Origin of the sequence: Kosakonia sp. MH5, from assembly GCF_009935945.1 — a bacterium.
Lineage (GTDB): Bacteria > Pseudomonadota > Gammaproteobacteria > Enterobacterales > Enterobacteriaceae > Kosakonia > Kosakonia radicincitans.
In genome coordinates this window covers 301,425-318,878 of sequence record NZ_QODH01000005.1, presented here as the reverse complement: position 1 = coordinate 318,878, position 17,454 = coordinate 301,425, and the positions used below count along the sequence as shown (strand labels likewise).

At 54.6% G+C, this 17,454-nt stretch carries 17 protein-coding genes; 4 read left to right on the top strand and 13 right to left on the bottom strand.

Annotated features, from left to right (window positions below; genetic code table 11):
- Positions 1-4: 4 nt before the first annotated feature.
- The 13 genes from DK872_RS15995 to tssB are packed head-to-tail and all read right to left on the bottom strand — an operon-like array spanning position 5 to position 12,271.
- The gene (locus DK872_RS15995; protein WP_007371748.1) at positions 5-625 is read right to left on the bottom strand and encodes a DotU family type IV/VI secretion system protein; all 621 of its coding nucleotides are present in this window, start codon (positions 623-625) and stop codon (positions 5-7) included.
- Positions 622-1,983 carry a type VI secretion system baseplate subunit TssK gene (tssK, locus tag DK872_RS15990; RefSeq protein WP_107146674.1) on the bottom strand — a complete coding sequence of 454 codons (1,362 nt, stop codon included), beginning with the start codon at positions 1,981-1,983 and terminating at the stop codon, positions 622-624. The genes DK872_RS15995 and tssK overlap by 4 nt, the downstream gene beginning before the upstream one ends.
- A gap of 1 nt (position 1,984) precedes the next feature.
- Positions 1,985-2,614, bottom strand: coding sequence for a type VI secretion system lipoprotein TssJ (gene tssJ, locus DK872_RS15985; RefSeq protein WP_161518529.1), 630 nt, complete (start codon positions 2,612-2,614; stop codon positions 1,985-1,987).
- Positions 2,614-3,666: a type VI secretion system protein TssA gene (gene tssA / locus DK872_RS15980; RefSeq protein WP_161518528.1), complete on the bottom strand. Its 1,053-nt coding sequence runs from the start codon at positions 3,664-3,666 to the stop codon at positions 2,614-2,616. Before tssA ends, tssJ begins: the two co-directional genes overlap by 1 nt.
- Positions 3,667-3,672: 6 nt before the next feature.
- Complete coding sequence (locus DK872_RS15975; RefSeq protein WP_035888596.1) at positions 3,673-3,972, bottom strand: PAAR domain-containing protein; 300 nt, start codon at positions 3,970-3,972, stop codon at positions 3,673-3,675.
- Positions 3,972-4,418: a hypothetical protein gene (locus tag DK872_RS15970; RefSeq protein WP_007371753.1), complete on the bottom strand. Its 447-nt coding sequence runs from the start codon at positions 4,416-4,418 to the stop codon at positions 3,972-3,974. The genes DK872_RS15975 and DK872_RS15970 overlap by 1 nt, the downstream gene beginning before the upstream one ends.
- A gap of 10 nt (positions 4,419-4,428) precedes the next feature.
- Positions 4,429-6,567: a type VI secretion system Vgr family protein gene (locus tag DK872_RS15965; protein WP_035888591.1), complete on the bottom strand. Its 2,139-nt coding sequence runs from the start codon at positions 6,565-6,567 to the stop codon at positions 4,429-4,431.
- A gap of 14 nt (positions 6,568-6,581) precedes the next feature.
- Positions 6,582-7,523, bottom strand: a complete 942-nt coding sequence (tssG, locus tag DK872_RS15960) for a type VI secretion system baseplate subunit TssG (protein WP_035888589.1) — start codon at positions 7,521-7,523, stop codon at positions 6,582-6,584.
- Positions 7,514-9,313, bottom strand: a complete 1,800-nt coding sequence (gene tssF, locus DK872_RS15955; protein ID WP_071920929.1) for a type VI secretion system baseplate subunit TssF — start codon at positions 9,311-9,313, stop codon at positions 7,514-7,516. Before tssF ends, tssG begins: the two co-directional genes overlap by 10 nt.
- Positions 9,306-9,731 carry a GPW/gp25 family protein gene (locus tag DK872_RS15950; RefSeq protein WP_079517805.1) on the bottom strand — a complete coding sequence of 142 codons (426 nt, stop codon included), beginning with the start codon at positions 9,729-9,731 and terminating at the stop codon, positions 9,306-9,308. The genes tssF and DK872_RS15950 overlap by 8 nt, the downstream gene beginning before the upstream one ends.
- A gap of 49 nt (positions 9,732-9,780) precedes the next feature.
- Positions 9,781-10,263 carry a hypothetical protein gene (locus DK872_RS15945; protein ID WP_007371758.1) on the bottom strand — a complete coding sequence of 161 codons (483 nt, stop codon included), beginning with the start codon at positions 10,261-10,263 and terminating at the stop codon, positions 9,781-9,783.
- Between the two features lie 41 nt (positions 10,264-10,304).
- A complete protein-coding gene (tssC, locus tag DK872_RS15940; protein WP_007371759.1) occupies positions 10,305-11,786 on the bottom strand; it encodes a type VI secretion system contractile sheath large subunit in 1,482 nt (493 codons plus the stop codon).
- A 2-nt stretch (positions 11,787-11,788) separates the two neighbouring features.
- The gene (gene tssB / locus DK872_RS15935; protein WP_007371760.1) at positions 11,789-12,271 is read right to left on the bottom strand and encodes a type VI secretion system contractile sheath small subunit; all 483 of its coding nucleotides are present in this window, start codon (positions 12,269-12,271) and stop codon (positions 11,789-11,791) included.
- A gap of 538 nt (positions 12,272-12,809) precedes the next feature.
- Between tssB and DK872_RS15930 the strand changes: the two genes are divergently transcribed.
- From DK872_RS15930 to DK872_RS15915, 4 genes are all read left to right on the top strand, one after another.
- Positions 12,810-13,265, top strand: coding sequence for a MarR family transcriptional regulator (locus DK872_RS15930; RefSeq protein ID WP_007371761.1), 456 nt, complete (start codon positions 12,810-12,812; stop codon positions 13,263-13,265).
- Positions 13,266-13,287: 22 nt separating this feature from the next.
- Positions 13,288-14,466, top strand: a complete 1,179-nt coding sequence (locus DK872_RS15925; RefSeq protein ID WP_144135228.1) for an efflux RND transporter periplasmic adaptor subunit — start codon at positions 13,288-13,290, stop codon at positions 14,464-14,466.
- Between the two features lie 10 nt (positions 14,467-14,476).
- Positions 14,477-16,015 carry a DHA2 family efflux MFS transporter permease subunit gene (locus DK872_RS15920; protein ID WP_007371763.1) on the top strand — a complete coding sequence of 513 codons (1,539 nt, stop codon included), beginning with the start codon at positions 14,477-14,479 and terminating at the stop codon, positions 16,013-16,015.
- A 158-nt stretch (positions 16,016-16,173) separates the two neighbouring features.
- Complete coding sequence (locus DK872_RS15915; RefSeq protein WP_161518527.1) at positions 16,174-17,409, top strand: MFS transporter; 1,236 nt, start codon at positions 16,174-16,176, stop codon at positions 17,407-17,409.
- Positions 17,410-17,454 lie beyond the last annotated feature (45 nt).

The following is a 17,454-nucleotide window of genomic DNA, read 5'->3' as shown; positions in this document are numbered from 1 at the left end:
GGGGTCAGTTTGTGTAGTGATAAAGAAGCAAAAGTAAAAAACCGTACAGCAGCAACAGGGTCACGGTTGCTCGCAGTAGCAGGTGTTTATACAGCGGTGTAGCGACGGTTTGTCCGCATGTCGCGGGCGTGATCGCGCTGTCGTTTGGCCAGCTTAACCATGATGCCGGCAGACACAGCGCACGCTGCTCTGTAATGATCTCCTGCAATGGCTCGTCATCCTCGGGCGTGCTGTACTGACCGTGAAAACCATTTTGCAGACAGAAAAGAAAGACCTTTCTCGCCTGATGCCAGGCAGGCTCAAGCTGCGCCAGACAGGTAAAAAAGCGCTCTCCGGCGACGGTGATATTCAGATACTTACGCTGCAATAATTCACTCTGCCAGCGCTCACGCCACGGCAAGGATGAACAGAGCACCGTTTCATCGATCCAGGCGATAACCGCAAACTGCGCGGCCGCTTTCTCCTCTTCGCTGGCATCCTGTTGGCAGGCTCGCTGCATCGCCTGCTCCAGCCGGACAAGACACTCTTGCCGCGCTTCGGCGTAATCGGTAAACGATGTTGGTTCTGCAATCATCTCCAGTACCAGCCTGAAGACTGGCAGATAGCCATCAAGAAGCTCGCTCATGACACCCCCATAAAGACGGCCTGGACTTGTAGATCGTCGGGCGCGTCATCCCAGTAAAAGGCCAGGCTCTGCTCCTGGCCGATCTTCTTCCACAGATCGTCCTGCTGGTTCAGTTGGTAATAGACCGCGTTTTTGCTCTGCGGCACGCCACGCGGCGCAGGGTTCAGCGCCGTAGCGGCAATCCCCGGTAGCGCATGTTGAATCAGCTTGCCGATCGCCGAGCCCGGCGCCACTTTGAAACTGCTGCTCTCGGTTGTGCCGGGAAGTTGCTGCTCTGAACGCAGCCGCAGCAACACGCTGTCGCCCTGTTGTCCGGTGAGTGACGATAAATCGCCGATAAAGATGCGCTGGCTGGTTGGTATGAAGGTGATCCAGACGTTATCTTCCAGCGCCAGGTTATTCAGCAGTGACAGCAGAAGGGTTTTCGCGCTGGCGAAACAGGCATAAAGGTCATCGTGGTCATACGGCAACAGGCGCATCGTCTCACCGGCCCATTCACCATTAAATGAACAGCGATCGCTGAAACAGGAGAGTTCACCAATCAGTTGCGCCAGCAGACCGTAGACGGGCCACGGATGCATGCCCGGCGTGCGACAGTAGTGGTGCAGCAACGGCAGCGTCCGGTTCAGCGAGCGCATCACTAATAGTTGCGTCATATCGCCGCGCTGGGCGGTATTGCTCTGTTCCGGGCGTTTGTACTCTTCGAGTTTATAGGCGCGGTTTGCCAGCTCGGCATACAGACCGTCCAGCAGATTTTTCAGTACCGGTGTGCTGCCAAGGCTGACCAGCGGAGGACAAAAACTGGCGTCAGGGATCACCCGATCGGTGTCATAGCGCAGCCGCAGAAGGGAAATAAATTCACAATCCACCACCGCCTCTTTCTCGCTGTCGGTGAGGATCTGTACGTTATAAAGAATGCGTGAGACGCTGCACTCCGGTCCGTCGAAGTAGACATCTTTCATCACGCCTTCTTCCGGCGCTTTAAACCAGCGGCTGTTTGGCGACTCGCCAACATTCACGTGGCCTGGGTCGAAACGGCGCAGCGCCAGCCACAGGGTTAACGGTTTCTCCAGCTGTTTCCATGCCTGGCGAAACTGGCGCGGTTGCAGGCTACAGTTGCCGGGAAACTCCAGATAATCCCCGGAAGGTAACAGCGCCTTCAGGCGTTCAATTTTTAGCGTGAAATCAACCAGCGTTTCCGGGTTAAACACCAACTCAATCAGCCCAACGTTCCACGGCTGCGCCAGTTGGCGATGGCGCGACAGCATGTAGTGATGATGCAGATCGACAGATTGCAAATGTTGCGGCTGTAGATAAACACCCGAATACCAGTAAATTTGCTGAAGTTCCGGATACATATCAGCTTCCTTGGCTGGCAGGGGATGGTGCCGGTGCGGGCGCCGCATTTTGCAGGCGCAGCGGCTCGCGTTCAGCGCCGGTAAACTGCGTCATGCTGTTGCTACCGAGATGCAGGGTAAGCGTTAGCAGAGCCAGTTGCGCCTGCCAGCGCGGCGTCCACCAGCCGGAGCTTTCAGTGGCGACGGGAATACGGATGAGCGCCATATGCTGCTTTTGCGGGAACGGGTAATAACCGGCAACCACCGCGAGGTAACGGGTATTCTCGCTGCGATCGATATGCAGCGTCGTGTGCTGTCCCGGCATGGCGGCGTAACGGTCAACTTTTAAGATCTCATCCTGCGCGCCCGCGGCGCTGAACAGGTTCTTTAACGCGAAAGGGTTAGAGAGCAGTTTGCTTAGTGTATTGGCTTGTTGCGCCTGGATAACCAGTAACGTGCAGCTATTGGCAATACCATGCACCGCATTCAAATCCGGGTCGGTTTGAATAGCCAGCGTGATGGCGCCCTGGGCAAAGGGCGCGGCAACCTGGTCAATGGCCTGCTGTTTCGTGGCGGGAGCCGTGTTTTCCTCTGCGCACCCGCTGAGCAGCGCAGCGCAAAAAGCAATGATAAAGGTATGTTTTCCCGGCATTATTGGCTCTGTCCTGTTAATACATTATGAATGGCATGCAGGCTGGTATCGTCGGTAAGCATCTCTTCCAGCCATTCGGTCAGCGTCATGTTTGCCCAGCGGGCGGCGCGATCCATCAGAAAGGGCACCGGGCTTGAGGGTTCGGTCTGGCGAAACCAGGCACCGATAGCCAGCATCTGGCTGATGGCCAGCTCGCGGTTCATCATCTGTGAGGTGGCGAAGGGCGACGTCGTGGCGAGCGGTGCGCCTTCTGCGCTGTCAACTGGAGCGTCGGTAGCCAACGGCATTGCCCGTTGCGCCAGGCGTTGCAGATAGTCGGTCACTTCCGCTAACGTCTGGCGGATCAGAACAAAGACATCGCCTTCCTGATCCTCACTCAACGAGGCATAACATGCCTCGCATTGCCGCAGCGCAGCGGTCAGTTGTTCCGTAAGCGCAAGCTGCTGGCTGATGTCATGGGCAGAAAATTGCGTCGCCAGCCGATCGAAACTGCTCATCGACAGATCGCCTTTCTGCGCTATCAACTCCTCGCGGCTTTCCGGGTGAGCGGTGATTTTTTGTTCGAATGCCTGAATCTCCCGCCATGTCGCCAGCGAGGTTATCTCCTGGGCCAGTAACGGCTGGCGAAAAAGCTGCATACTGATGTCGCGATCGAGGCGCGACAGTCGGCTACGGCGCGCTAAAACGCCATCTTCCTCAAGCGAAGGCCAGCACTGAAACCAGAACTGTTGCAGGAAGGCGCAAAGAAAATCGATGCCTGAGCACAGCCCGGCAAGCCCCTGCAAATGGCAGCGCGACTCCACGAGCCAGCACGCCAGTTGCAGATCTTTGCTCTGCTCCATGAGGGCTTTTTCACTCAGCATCCGCACTTTATTCCAGTCCGCTTTGCGGGGTTCGCTCACCGACCAGTCGCCTTCGGGCAAGTAGTCCGGATCGCTTTCACGCGCGCTGCGGATGGTGTCAAACAGCAGTTCATATTCCAGATTTTCCCCGGCAGGATTTTCCGGGCTGATTGGCGCTAACAGCGGCGCAATATCGGCAACAAGGGTCATGTTCGCTTATCCGATCAGAACTTTGGGACATCCGGCGACAATCACGCCGCCATGTGCGCAGCTATCTCCCATGCGTGCGGCCGGTTTTTTGCCGATCAGCACTTTGAAACTGCCCATTACGATGCTGTCGACAGGCCCGACGCAGGTCGCCATTGAGCCGACGGTCGCGGCGGGGAGACCGCCAATCAGCACCGTAGGGACGCCTGGCGGCATGATGGGGCCGCCGACATGCGGGATTGGCGGAACGCCGGGTGTCACCATCGGGCAGGTATGCATATCAGAGACACGGGCCGCAGGTTGAGCCATCACAGACCCCCGTCAGCAATGTGGGAAAACAGCAGGCGTACGCCCTCCGTCGGAGACTCAGAGAGCTGACAGGCCGACATCACCAGCGCACAATTCAGGATTTGCTGGCTCAGTTGCGGATCGGGATAAACCGGTTCGAGATCCGGCGGGCTCATACTTCCCTGCGACCAGAACAGCGACAAAGCAAGGGCACCAACTGGCGTGTTAAAACCCAGCTCCTTCGCCTGTTCAAAGATGCGCCAGCGCAGTGTTTCGTCGGGTTGACGGCCGTAGCGGGCGATATCATCCAGCAGCGGCAGCGCATCCGTGCTGGCAAAGCGCCGAAGCAGGGCGGTCAATTGGCTGACGACCGTTTTGAAGTCATACTGCTGGCGCCACTGTTGCAGGGCTTCTTCCCAGTTGCCGCAGGCAAGTTGTTGGTGGTGGGATAATTCAACGGATGCCATGGTGTTCTCCTTAGCCGATGTTAATAATGCCGCCTGAAACCTGCGTCATCCCGCTGCCGGACACCGTGGTCATTGCGCCTTTAAGCTCTGCCGTAGCTTTCGCTTCAAGGGTGAGCAGGGTGCCGTTAATCGTAATGCCGCTGGGCGAAAGGCTGATTTTGTTGCTGCCCACTTTCAGTTCGATGCCTTGTGTGGATTCGAACGTCAGCGCTTTATCCGTTTTGATACCGCCGCTGCCGCCGCTCACGCTGAGCATGTAATTGCCGCTCTTCAGCTCGGTGGTGTTATTGCCCGCCACGCTGAGCTTGTAGTTACCGTCTTTCACTTCGGTGGTGGTATTACCGGCAACGCTGAGTTTGTACTCGCCGTCTTTCACTTCGGTGGTGGTATTGCCGGTGACGTTGAGCTTGTACTCGCCGTCTTTCACTTCAGTGGTGGCATTGCCGGTAACGCTGAGCGTGTAATTGCCGTCCTTTACCTCTGCGCTGGCATTGCCCGTCACGCGCTGTTGCCAGTTGCCTTTTTCCAGCGTGACGCTCATATCGCCTTCTTTCAGCACCAACAGATCGTTGCCTTTGGTCAACTCGGTGCTGCGGTTGGCGGCGATGGTGCTGGTGGCATCATTTTTTACCGTCAGCGCGAGATCCTTTTGCGCAATGATGGTCAGCAACTCTTCGCCTTTTTTATCGTTGAAACTCAGGCGATGGCCCTCATCGACGCTGCCTTTGGGCGTGCTGCGTGACATAAAACCGCTCTCGTTTTTCCCGGCGGGAAGGGCGAATGGCGGCTTATTCTGACCGTTATGCACCGTGCCGATAACCACCGGGAAATCGGGATGTCCCTGCACAAAGCTGACCAACACTTCACAGCCGACGCGCGGAAGAAATTGCGCGCCGAACTTCGCACCGCTCCACGGCTGGACCACCTGCACCCAGCAGGAGCAGGTATCGTCATTGGGGTTTTCTTTGTCCCACGGAAACTGGATCTTGATGCGGCCATATTCATCGGCGTGGATCTCTTCTGAAGCAGGTCCAACGACGGTTGCCGTCAGAACGCCAGGGATCTCCGGCAGTGGATGGCTATCGGCTGGTACCCAGGGTTGATCGTTACTTATCGCCTGCAACTGGCAAAAGCAGACGCTGCTGTTGTCGTCGAAGTTATTAACCGCTTCCAGATCCAGACGCTGAATGTTGTATGCCTTGTCACCGGAAGGATGGCCGCTCAGCGTGAAAATTTCGCCGCAACTCAACCAGTGCGCATTCGCCGTCGCGGCAAAGTGGCGAATATTGGCTTCTTTCGCCGCCATCACCGTTTGGGCCTGGCGGGTGATCAATTCGCGATCGCCCTGCGGCGTGATATCGGTGAACGTCACTGATGAGATGGATTTATCAGCACTGCGGGCGCTTTTCAGATCATCAATCGCGGCGGTTTGCGGCATATTGAAGCCCTGAATCGCCACGCTTGCAGGCAGCAACGCCACGCTGGCTTCCCAGCTATCGATAGTGCCGCCGGTGATGATTTCACCCTGATGGTGCCAGGCGAGTTTCTCTCCGCCAATGGTGGCGTGGCTGGCGGGATGATCGGCCAGCACTAAGGTATGAGCCGCTGCGCTGTGGCGGAAAAAGTAGTAGATCCCTTCTTCCTGCAAAATTCGCTCGATAAAACGCAATGCCGACTCACGATACTGCACGCAGTACTCTCGCTTCGGGTACGTGCCATGCAACTGCACCTCGACATCGTTGATGCCGTAACTTTTGAGCAGAGTACTGACCAGATCCGGCACGCTGGTGTTTTGCCAGATGCGCATCATGCGCCCCATGTGCAGCAGCGAGAGTGTCGGTTCGAGCGTGAAAATACATTCCGCCTCATCCCCGGTGCGCTGCGCATAACGAATGCGGGTCACGACACCGTGCAGATGGCGCTGCGGCAGCGACTGACTGCCGTCACCGATGCGGCAGGAGACCGCTTCGCCATGCCAGCGAGCCAGATCTGCCTCCTTCATTTTTGTCAGCGAACGCAGTTCGTATTGATACGGCGAGGAGAGTGATTCCTGCCCGCGAAGTGAGACGAGCAGCAGCGAACCGGCGAGATCGCCGTTCCAGCCGATAAAATGGTGTTGTTGCTCTTTGCTTTTTTCAATAATCGACATACCAATAATCCTGTTTAAAAGGCCGGGGCAGGCTTCTGCACTTTATGCAGATACGTCCCCGCGCTGCTGCCAAGACAAAAATCCACCCCTAAAGCGCGCATTCCCAGCGGGCTGGAACCAGGAGAGGAACGGCTGATCAGTAAGGAAACGGAGAAGTCCATTACCGGGCCGACGTAATCGCGGATACGCGCCCAGAGATCCTGCCAGGCTGCGCCCTGCGGAATAAAACGGCGGGAAGACTCCGCAGACATCGGGCCGAGCAAGACATCAAAATGCGCATGCACCTCCCGACGTACGGCGCCCAGCATTGGCGCGGTTTCCAGCCTGTGTTGAGGATTGCCGAGCTGGCAGCGCTCCTCATCGCTCACGCTGCGCCAGCCGCCGGTAAACGGGATCACCTGCGCCGGGACAGCAAACAGCTGACTCAGCCAGCGCTCCAGGTTGACCATTGAACGCACGGGGGCGGCAAATAACGCGGCGTGGTTCACCATCGCCTGGAAGGGCGCTTCATTCGTCAGGCCGGTAAGCGCAAGGATGGCCATATTGAGCGGCGAGGAACCTGTAGATTCAGCGAGCGCGTATAAATGGTTTTTTTGCCAGGCGAGATAATCCAGGCAGTAGAGCCGGTGGCCAAAGAGATCGAAAAATGCTTTGGCGCTGCCGTCGCTGTAACGGTACTGGCGCTCAATCAGCCACTCGGTATACACCGAAGGCAGCGCGCCCATTGCACCGGTCAGACCGTGGTGAAACGCCGTCACCGTAAGTGGCTCACCGGGCGCTGCCTGGGATAGCGACTCCACGTCACCCTCCGGCGCATTCAGCGAAAGGGTTGACGTCAGATGCAGCGCTTCATCCAGTAACGTTTCATCGGTTTTTTCGCCATCCCGCAGCATGCGAAGCAGCAGGCGAATTTGCTGATAAAAATTGAATTTGCTGATAAGCGGGATCAAAGCCATGACAGCCTCCCGGCGCGCACCGGCCACTGGTGCAGCGTTTCTGCTTCCTGCTCAATACAGGTGGCGAGCCGGATAAAACTGTTGACCGGGGCATACAGCGCCAGCAGGCGATCCAGCAGGGCGCAGAACAGGTAATAATCAGGTTCATTCAGCGCCTGATGGCGAAACGTCAGCAGCACATTGATGCCGCGTGCCAGCGAGTGCGGATCGTTTTTTACCAGCCGACGAGTAACCGGCTGGCACTCCAGCGACTGTATCAACATGAATAACGGCGTTTTCCCCGGCTGCACGTCGCGGTTATACAGCGACAGCATCTCTGCCAGCTGTTGTGCGCCGCGTTCGCCGGTCAGCAACTGATGATTGAGAGAGAGTTGTGCCAGAAAGCGCCAGTGTTGCGCGCTCTTTTCCGGGGGATTAAGCGGGCGTGTCGGATGGGTCAGCGCAATCGTCTTCAGCGCGGCAACTGCGGCGTCGGCATCAAAATCACCGTCAGGATGACCATACGACAACTGATGCGGCAACGTATGGTTGCTACAGCGCATGGTAATGGTCACCACCTCGGCATCCGGCGAAGCCGCACCAGGCTGGCTTTTACTGAAAGCAATAAAACAGGTTGGCTCCACGCCGCGTGGGCCATGCACTTCCCGGTGAGTGCTCTGCCAGCGCAGCCCGGCGTTGTCCGTCTTGTCCATGTGCAGGTGGCTTTCAAGCAGTGAACGTACCGGCCAGTGATCAATGCGCCCTTCGGTTTTACGCTGCACGGTAACGGTATCGATTGACCAGACGCTAATCAGCCCCGGATAGCGGTTGTCCGGAATGACCGGATGCTCGACGGTGGCGTCGTTGAGCGTGAGTGGCTCTGCTCGCTGCGTAAACAAATTAACGGCGGGAGAACAGAACAGGCGGAAAAAACTGGCATCGACAATATCCGCCATTTTTTCCAGTTTTTTCGTCAAGCGGTTGCGCCTGATAACGGCCTGAATTTCAAAACTTTCATTACCGCTGGCGGTAAAATCTTCCGGCAATTGCAGGTCAATAAAAGAGAATTTCTGCGGAAAATAGAAGTAATCCAGCAACAGGATATGGATCGGCGCAATGCGGGGATCGCGCGTAAGCAGGGCATCTTCCACCTCAAAACCCACGGGGGAGATCGCCGTGGCGGACAGCGCTATGCTGTTATCCCCCTGCGACAGGCCAAGACTCTGAAGCTCAGAACAAAGCACCGTATAAAGCAGGTTGACCGCATTGTCCTGGCCGTGCAGATAGAGGCGGATCTTTTCGGCACCGATCGCGCCGCCCGGCCAGACGCGAAACTGCAAGCGTAACTTCCAGTTCAGGATATCGCTGTCAAAATGCAGACTTGCCGTCTCGATGCTGAGCGGCAGTAGCGTTACCGGGTAGATGGTTTGAAACTGGCAGGGCAGCGGGGCAGTGTTGCGAGTAAACAGCGCGGTTCCCGGCGCAAGAATATTTTTGCCGCTGATGCCGCTGCGCGCGGGATCGGGTTCCATCATCACAATGCAGGTTGAGGGCAGCGGACGCAGGAACTGGGGAGCCAGCGAAGCAATGAGCGCCTCGACCACTTCTGGCATATCTTCATCCAGCCGCTGATGAATGCGCGACGTTAATAAGGCAAAAGATTCAATCAACCGGCTGACATGCGGATCGGCGGATTCCCCCTCGATCATGCCAAGCCGACGAGCTATTTTAGGAAAGCGTTCAGCGAAAACTCGGCCATGTTTTTTTAAGAAGTTCAGTTCTTTCTGATAATAAGAAAGTAAACTATTCATCGAAATAAAATACTCCCGTATCGTCATTCCAGATAAGCCTGATGGTTAACGGCTTATTTAAATAATTTGCCTGTAATTCGAATTTAATATGTTCCGGGTTGACTTGGGTGCTGATGATGGAAACCTGCGTCAGGCGTGGCTCGTAACGGGCAATGGTGGTTTGCAGTCGCTGCTCCATAATATTACGCCGGGGAGTCAGTTCGTTAGTTTTCTGGAATGACTCATTGATACCAAAATTCAATACCGAAGTATTAATAAGAGGAATCTCCTCGATACCGGGATAGCGCGCGCGGGAGCTTAAACACATGTTTAACTCTGCCAGCAATTGGTGATGCGAAAGCGCTTCGCACTGATAATCATCTTCTTCACGAAGAGGGTGATTATCACTGAGCGTTAAGAGTAATGAATATATCATCATTGCGCTTCCTGGAAAAAAACCGGCCACCTGCGGTAGCCGGTAGACGCTGTTATTTAAGCGCTTTTGTCGGGATGTCGTATTTGATCGGCCCAATTTTATCCAGGCCGGATTCTGCAGCATTCGGCACGTTAATGGTGAGATCAACTTCGCCTTCAAAGGTGAAAGTAATATCCATAAATAACTTGTCACGCATTTCGTAACGAAGACTCTGAATCTTACAGTCAGTGTAAGTGATACGCTGAATTTCATAGTTCGCTGAGTATTCGTCGGAGCCACGATGTACGACCGTGATAGTAATATTTTTATAGCCGCGTTTTAAATACTGCTCAAAAAAGTTACTGCTTTCCTTCGTCACTAATAAGGAAACGTGAGTTGAATCAAAATAGGTACCGTCAGGGCCGGAATACGTGATGATACCCATCGGAGCATACCCTTCGATCCAGTCTTTATAAGCCGCTTCCGTCGATGCGCCTTTAACGGGTTTGTTGTCAATTTTAATTTCGATGAATTGACAGTCCTGGAGTTTAGCCATATCTAATCCTTTATTAATAATGAAACGATGAAAAAATAAATTTACGCACCGGCAGCAGACGGTAAATCGGCTACAAGGCGTAAAGACATACTCAAACCCTCAAGTTGAAAATGAGGTTTTAACCATGCAATTGCGCGATAAGTCCCGGGGAAACCAGGAACTTCAACAACGTCTATTTGGGCTTCGCGGAGGGGATAGCGTGCTTTCGTTTCCGGGCCTGCGTTATCGGAGGCCACGACATATTGCATAATCCACTTCTGTAAATACTCTTCGCACTCGCTGCGCGACATAAAGCTGCCGACCTTATCGCGAACGATGGATTTCAAATAATGAGCAAACCGCGACGTGGCCAGAATATAGGGCAACTGGCTCGACAGGCGCGCATTCGCATTCGCCTGGTCGGAGTTATATAAACGCGGTTTGTTGGCTGACTGAACGGCGAAAAACGCCGCGTAGTCGGTTCCTTTGCAATGCACCAGCGGAATAAAACCGAGATCGGAAAGCTCTTTTTCCCGGCGATCTGAAATAGCGACCTGCGTAGGGCATTGCATGGTCCTTTCACCGCTGATTGAGGTGTAGTTATACGCCGGCAATGATTGCACCAGTCCACCCCCTTCGACGCCGCGAATGGAGGCGCACCAGCCATACTCTTCAAAGGATTCAACGATCTTGCCTGCCAGCTCCCAGGCGGAATTCATCCACAGATAATCGCTGCCGCTTTCGTTTTCATTGATCTGTTCTTCGAAGCAAAAGGTTTCCGCCGGGATGGTTTTACTGCCGTAGGGCATGCGACCCAGCACGCGGGGTAAGGTGAGGCCAATATAACGGCTATCATCGTTCTGGCGGAATGAACGCCAGCGCGCATAATCCGTGGTCTCAAACAATTTCGCCATATCCCGTGGGCGAGGCAGCTCGGAAAAATCCTGCATCGACAGCATGCCCGGCGCAATAGCGCTCAGGAAAGGGGCGTGGGCTGCTGCCGCGACGTGGGAAATCTGTTCCAGCAAATTAATATCTTGTGGCGTGTTATCAAATTCGAAATCGCCAATAAAGGACGAAAATGGCGTACCGCCAAAAGTACCGTATTCGCTTTCATAGACGCATTTAAACAACATTGACTGATCGAAATCGCTGGCTGATTTAAAATCTTTTATCAATTCTTGTTTAGTACATTGCAGAACCCGGACTTGCGTATTTTCCGTTACGCTGGTCTGCACCAGTTTATGCAGGCCGCGCCATGAAGACTCTTTTTTCTGAAATTCAGGGGCATGAATAATTAAACTTACCTGACTGGAAAGCAGTTCATCAATGGCTGAAATACGCTGTTCGATACTGCCAATCAGATCGCTTGAGACAATTACTGTTCCTGCCGTTACTTCGGCGAGAAAATTATTAAGCTGTGTTTTCATCCGGTCGCGATCTGATTCACGACGAATTGCTTTTGTATTATCGATTACCTGATTGAGAAAATCATCACTGAATGATGTTTCAGCAACAGTGCCTACAGCCAGTTCACTATCCATTTTTATTCCTCTGCCGGGTTATCTGTCTGCTCTGTTTGTTTGTTCTGCTGCATTGCTATTTCTGCCAGCTGTGTTTTTAAACGTTCATTACTGGCGGCGCGATTGCGTAAGTCTGATAATTGTTCACGCAGTTCCATCAATTTGCGCAGCGGTTCTACTTGTTGAACAATATTATCTGGCGAAAAGTCATCCATATTCTGGAAGGTTAATGATACGGCCATTTTCCCTTCCTGATCGGGCAATGCGCTATCGACTAAAAATTCAGCGACCGGTTTCATCGATGACATGATTTCATTGAAATTATCTTTATCAACGTGCAGGAATTTACGATCGCGCAGTTCAGTTTCGGTATTGGTAAAATCCCCCATAACGCCAAGAACTAAAGGTAATTCTTTTGCCGTCTGGGCATCACCAATCTCGACATCATAGGTTATTTGTACCCGTGGTGGACGGGCTTTATCTAATTTGTGTTGAGTGTTGCTCATGTTGTCCTCCAAATAATGACGTATAACTTAATTGGCCATGCAATTAAGCTGTCACTGGTGCTGTGCTCAAACATACGTTTATAAGTTACTTCAGGTTGTAGTTTGCCGCTATATTTATGCTCTTAATTAAGAGTGAATGGGAATATTCAAGAAATACATTTCCTGAATAATATTTGAGATGTTTTTATGCAGCGAGACGGAAGCTTATTATTGTTTGTAGCATGCGGATTACATTATCACAAATTGAGCGATTGGCAGTGTTTTTAATTTCGCTTATGGAGAAACATAATATATGTAATTCAGCGAAAAACTTTAAATAAACGTTCCAATTACAGGTTGAAATAATCATCCTGGCAATTGAACCGTTATTACGCTTGATACTGCCTGGCCGATGTCAGAGGTATGAGTGTGAAAACCTAGGCACAGCAGGTTGTCCGTCGCCGACGGACTGACAAAATGTGCGCTTATCTTGACAATCCATTGACAGTTAGTTGCCTGGTCAGTAGTTTCATTTGTAATTACTGACCAGGCAAATATCATGACGAACACGACTGAGACCCCCATTCCCAAACTGCATCTTGCTTTACTGATTCATCTGGCGAACCAGTTTAAAGACCAGCTCATTAGTCAGTATTTTTCGTCGACAGATATCACTGCCGCTCAGTTCAAGGTGCTGATCAGTATCTACAAAGGTTTTAACAGCCCGGTTGAAGTGAGCAAAAACTTGCTGATGGATGCCGGGGCAATGAGCCGCATGCTGGAACGAATGGTGAAACGCGATCTGATCGTGCGCAACACTAATCCGGAGGATAAACGCCAGGTGATCCTGGCCCTGACCGAAAAAGGGCAGCAGATCTGCGAACGTTTCCAGAATGAGGCGCTGGCTTCGATTCTCCGTTCGCTGACCTGCCGCCTGACAGCCGAAGAGTCCCGGTTGCTGGTCGATTTACTGATAAAAATGTTGCCGGACGAGGCAACTCGCCCACATCGCTAAGCTGTCCAACAAGGTATTTACGATGCAAACTTCATCTGCACAAGCCGAACGCGCGCCGGGCAAACGTAAGCGCAACTTCGCTATTTTGTTTCTCATTCTGCTGGCGATCGCCGCAGGATGTCTGGCCTGGTACTTTTTGTATGCCCGCTATTACGAAACGACCGACGATGCCTATGTCAACGCCAACCTGGTGACGCTGACGCCACAAATCGCCGGTACCGTCACGCAAGTTGCCGTTGATGAAGGCGATTACGTAGAAAAAGGGCAACCGCTGGTGCTGCTCGATCCGAGCGATACGGAAATCGCCCTGCAACAGGCGGAAGCCAACCTTGCCAGCACCGTGCGCCAGGTGCGCGGGCTTTACAGCACCGCCGATAACTATCGCGCACAGGTCGAAGCGAAACAGGTGGCGCTGCAAACCGCGCAAAATGACTATGCGCGTCGGCAAAAGATCTTCGCCAGCGGAGCGGTTGCCGCTGAAGATCTGGCGCATTATCGCGATGCGGTGACCACCGCGAAAAGCGATTTGGCGGCAGCGCAACAGGCGTTAACCACCAATCTGGCGATGGTCGATGACACGGTGGTCGACAGCCACCCGGAAATCAAAAGTGCGGTCGCCACGCTGCGCCAGCGCTACCTCGATAATGCCCGTAGCACCATTGTCGCGCCGGTGAGCGGTTTTGTTGCCAAACGCGCGGTGCAGCTTGGCATGCGGGTTGATTCCGGCACCACGTTGATGTCGATTGTGCCGCTGGATCAGGTCTGGGTGGATGCCAACTTTAAAGAGAGCCAGATGGAGACGATGCGGCTGGGGCAGAAAGTGACGCTGACCGCCGATCTCTATGGCGATAACGTTGAATACCACGGTGTGATTGAGAGCCTTGGCATTGGGACTGGCAGCGCCTTCTCGCTGTTGCCCGCGCAGAACGCCAGCGGTAACTGGATCAAAATTGTCCAGCGTCTGCCGGTGCGCATCACGCTCGATCCGCACGATATGCAGAAACACCCGCTGCGCGTGGGGCTGTCGATGTTTGCCCGCGTGGATATCCGTGATACGGATGGTCATCTGTTGCCACAGCAAACCGTTGCCGTGCCGCGCTTTACCACCGACGTGTACCAGAACGCGCTGCAAAATGCCGATCAACTGGTGGCGAAAATTCTTCATGACAACAGCCAGGCGGTAGCATCCAGCGCCCGCTAAGAGAGACGTTATGCAAGATAAGTCGGCGTTTACGCCTCCCAGCCTGCTGCTGGCGACGATTGCGCTGTCGCTGGCAACGTTTATGCAAGTGCTGGATACCACCATCGCCAACGTGGCGCTGCCGACCATCGCCGGTAACCTCGGCGTCAGTTCGGATCAGGGCACCTGGGTGATCACCTCGTTTGCGGTGTGCAACGCGATTGCGCTGCCGCTGACCGGGTGGTTCACCCGACGCTTCGGCCAGCTTAAGCTGTTTGTCGGTTCGGTGGCGCTCTTTACTTTGACCTCGTTCCTCTGCGGCTTTGCCCACAGCATGACCGAGCTGATTATTTTCCGCGCCCTGCAGGGCTTTTTCGCCGGGCCGATGTTCCCGATGTGTCAGACGCTATTGCTGGTCATTTTCCCGACCAGCAAACGCAGTATGGCGCTGGCGCTGCTGTCGATGGTGACCGTCGTGGCACCGATTGTCGGCCCGATCACCGGTGGCTGGATAACCGATAACTACTCGTGGCCGTGGATTTTTTACATCAACGTGCCGATCGGCATTTTCGCCGCTATTACCGTCTGGAGCCAGCTCCGCACGAGGGAAGAGAACACCACCGCCGCGCCGATTGATTACATTGGCATTGCGTTGCTGGTTCTCGGCGTTGGGCTGTTGCAGGTGGTGCTCGACAAAGGCAACGATCTTGACTGGTTCAACGCGCCGGAAATCATCGTCATGTCGGTTATCTCCGCGATTGCGCTGGTCTCGTTTGTGATTTGGGAACTGGGGGAAAGCCACCCGATTGTGAACCTGCGGCTGTTTAAGGATCGTAACTTCGCCATCGGTACGGCAACGCTGACGCTTGGCTATGCGGCGTTTTTTGCCATCAACATTATTCTGCCGCAGTGGCTGCAAACCCAGATGGGCTATACCGCCATCTGGGCCGGGCTGGCCGCAGCGCCAATGGGTTTTTTACCGTTGTTGCTGACGCCATTTATCGGCCGCTATGCGCACAAAGTGGATCTGCGATTCCTCGCCACACTGTCATTCCTGACGATGGGCATATCGTGTTTGCTTCGCGCACAGTTCAATACCAGCGTCGATTTTCGCACCATTGCCGAAGTGCAGATGTTTATGGGCATCGGCGTGGCCTTTTTCTTTATGCCAATCACCACCATTGTGCTGTCGAATTTGAGCGGCGTTGAAGTGGCGGAAGGCTCCGGGCTGGCGACCTTTTTCCGCGTGCTCGGCGGTTCCTTCGCCTCGTCGCTCACCACCTGGATTTGGTCGCGGCGTGAGGTTTATCACCATGCTAACCTCACCGAGAGTGTCACCACCTATAACCCGGCGGCAATGGACTATCTGAATAAGATGGGCGGTGTGACGCAGCAGCACCTGGCGGCCGTGGATAACACCATTGAGCAGCAGGCCTATATGATGTCAACCATCGACTATTTCTGGCTACTGGGCTGGGGGTTCATGGTGCTGATGGTGTTAATTTGGTTTGCCCGCCCGCCGTTTGTGCGTTCCGGCGCGTCTGGCGCGCCACCCGCGGCAGGGCATTAATACAGTACCCAAAATAATTCGAGTTGCAGGACAAAACGCTTTTCGTATTGAACAGCGCTAGCGCTGGCCCCAAAAGGGAGGAGGCTCAGGGATGCACCGAACAGGAAAGCCAACGCACATGCAACTTGAAATATGGCGGGGATAAGATGAGATAAACTATGGCACCCGTATTACCCGGCAGTGATGGTCGTTTATTGCAGCACCGTTCGTTTGTGGCGTTCTGGCTGGCGCGAACCAGTTCCAGCTTTGGTTTCCAGATGTTGTCCATCATTGTCGGCTGGCAGATCTATTCCCAGACGCAAAGCGCCTTCTGGCTGGGGATGATTGGCCTGGTGCAGTTTGTTCCTTCGGTTACGCTGGCGCTGCCTGCCGGGCATATCGCCGATCAGTTTGACCGGCGCCGCGTGGTGCTGATCGGGCAGATTTGCGAATGGCTGGCGATTGCGGCGCTGGCCTGGCTGACGTGGCAAGGCGACGCCAGCGTCTGGGTGATCCTGCTGCTGATTTTTATTATCTCCTGCGCCAAAACCGTCGAATCACCGTCGATGATTTCGATGCTACCGGCGCTGGTTCCGGCCTCGATTTTACCCCGCGCCACCGCCGCCAATGCGGTTTCCGGCCAGGCCGCGCAGATTGTCGGCCCGGCGCTGGGCGGCTTTCTCTATGCGGCAGGCGCGGATGTGGTGTATACCGCCACGGCGGGGCTATATCTGGTGTCGCTTCTTTTGGTGAGCACGCTGCGCTATGAACAGGCGCAGCCGAAACGTACCCCGGCCACGCTTTCATCGCTGTTCGCCGGGGTGAATTTTATCCGCAACCGCCCGGATGTGCTGGGCGTGATCTCCCTCGATCTGTTTGCCGTGTTATTGGGCGGGGCGACGGCGCTGCTGCCCATTTTCGCTCACGATGTCCTGCATACCGGGCCGCTGGGGCTGGGTTTGCTGCGCAGTGCGCCTGCGGTCGGGGCGCTGCTGGTGGGCTTCTGGCTCAGCCACCGAACGCTTACGCGCAACATCGGCATGATCATGTTTTTGAGCGTCGCCGGGTTTGGCGTGGCGACGCTGGTGTTTGCGTTTTCAAACCTGATGTGGCTGTCGCTGCTGGCGCTGTTCGCCCTCGGCGGCTGCGATATGGTGAGTATGGTGATCCGCGGTTCGCTGGTGCAACTGGATACCCCGGATGAGATGCGCGGGCGGGTCAATGCGGTTAACTCGATCTTTATCAACACCTCGAACCAGCTTGGCGAATTTGAATCCGGGATGCTCGCCGCGTGGCTCGGCGCGGTGCCCGCTGCGGCGTTGGGCGGTATCGGCACGCTGTTGGTGGTGGCGCTATGGATGAAGATGTTCCCCGGCCTGCGGCATCGTCAGCGGCTGGAGAGCAACGCAGCGTAGCCGGGCGCATTTGCCCACGCCGGGCGAAAGCAGGCTATGCTTTCT

Coding starts and splice junctions, on each gene's coding strand:
- tssC (WP_007371759.1), bottom strand. CDS start 11,786: ATGGATAGTGAACTGGCTGTAGGCACTGTTGCTGAAACATCATTCAGT.
- DK872_RS15995 (WP_007371748.1), bottom strand. CDS start 625: ATGAGCGAGCTTCTTGATGGCTATCTGCCAGTCTTCAGGCTGGTACTG.
- tssA (WP_161518528.1), bottom strand. CDS start 3,666: ATGACCCTTGTTGCCGATATTGCGCCGCTGTTAGCGCCAATCAGCCCG.
- DK872_RS15925 (WP_144135228.1), top strand. CDS start 13,288: ATGCAAACTTCATCTGCACAAGCCGAACGCGCGCCGGGCAAACGTAAG.
- DK872_RS15970 (WP_007371753.1), bottom strand. CDS start 4,418: ATGGCATCCGTTGAATTATCCCACCACCAACAACTTGCCTGCGGCAAC.
- tssG (WP_035888589.1), bottom strand. CDS start 7,523: ATGGCTTTGATCCCGCTTATCAGCAAATTCAATTTTTATCAGCAAATT.
- tssJ (WP_161518529.1), bottom strand. CDS start 2,614: ATGCCGGGAAAACATACCTTTATCATTGCTTTTTGCGCTGCGCTGCTC.
- DK872_RS15975 (WP_035888596.1), bottom strand. CDS start 3,972: ATGGCTCAACCTGCGGCCCGTGTCTCTGATATGCATACCTGCCCGATG.
- tssB (WP_007371760.1), bottom strand. CDS start 12,271: ATGAGCAACACTCAACACAAATTAGATAAAGCCCGTCCACCACGGGTA.
- tssF (WP_071920929.1), bottom strand. CDS start 9,313: ATGAATAGTTTACTTTCTTATTATCAGAAAGAACTGAACTTCTTAAAA.
- DK872_RS15965 (WP_035888591.1), bottom strand. CDS start 6,567: ATGTCGATTATTGAAAAAAGCAAAGAGCAACAACACCATTTTATCGGC.
- tssK (WP_107146674.1), bottom strand. CDS start 1,983: ATGTATCCGGAACTTCAGCAAATTTACTGGTATTCGGGTGTTTATCTA.
- DK872_RS15945 (WP_007371758.1), bottom strand. CDS start 10,263: ATGGCTAAACTCCAGGACTGTCAATTCATCGAAATTAAAATTGACAAC.
- DK872_RS15915 (WP_161518527.1), top strand. CDS start 16,174: ATGGCACCCGTATTACCCGGCAGTGATGGTCGTTTATTGCAGCACCGT.
- DK872_RS15950 (WP_079517805.1), bottom strand. CDS start 9,731: ATGATGATATATTCATTACTCTTAACGCTCAGTGATAATCACCCTCTT.
- DK872_RS15920 (WP_007371763.1), top strand. CDS start 14,477: ATGCAAGATAAGTCGGCGTTTACGCCTCCCAGCCTGCTGCTGGCGACG.
- DK872_RS15930 (WP_007371761.1), top strand. CDS start 12,810: ATGACGAACACGACTGAGACCCCCATTCCCAAACTGCATCTTGCTTTA.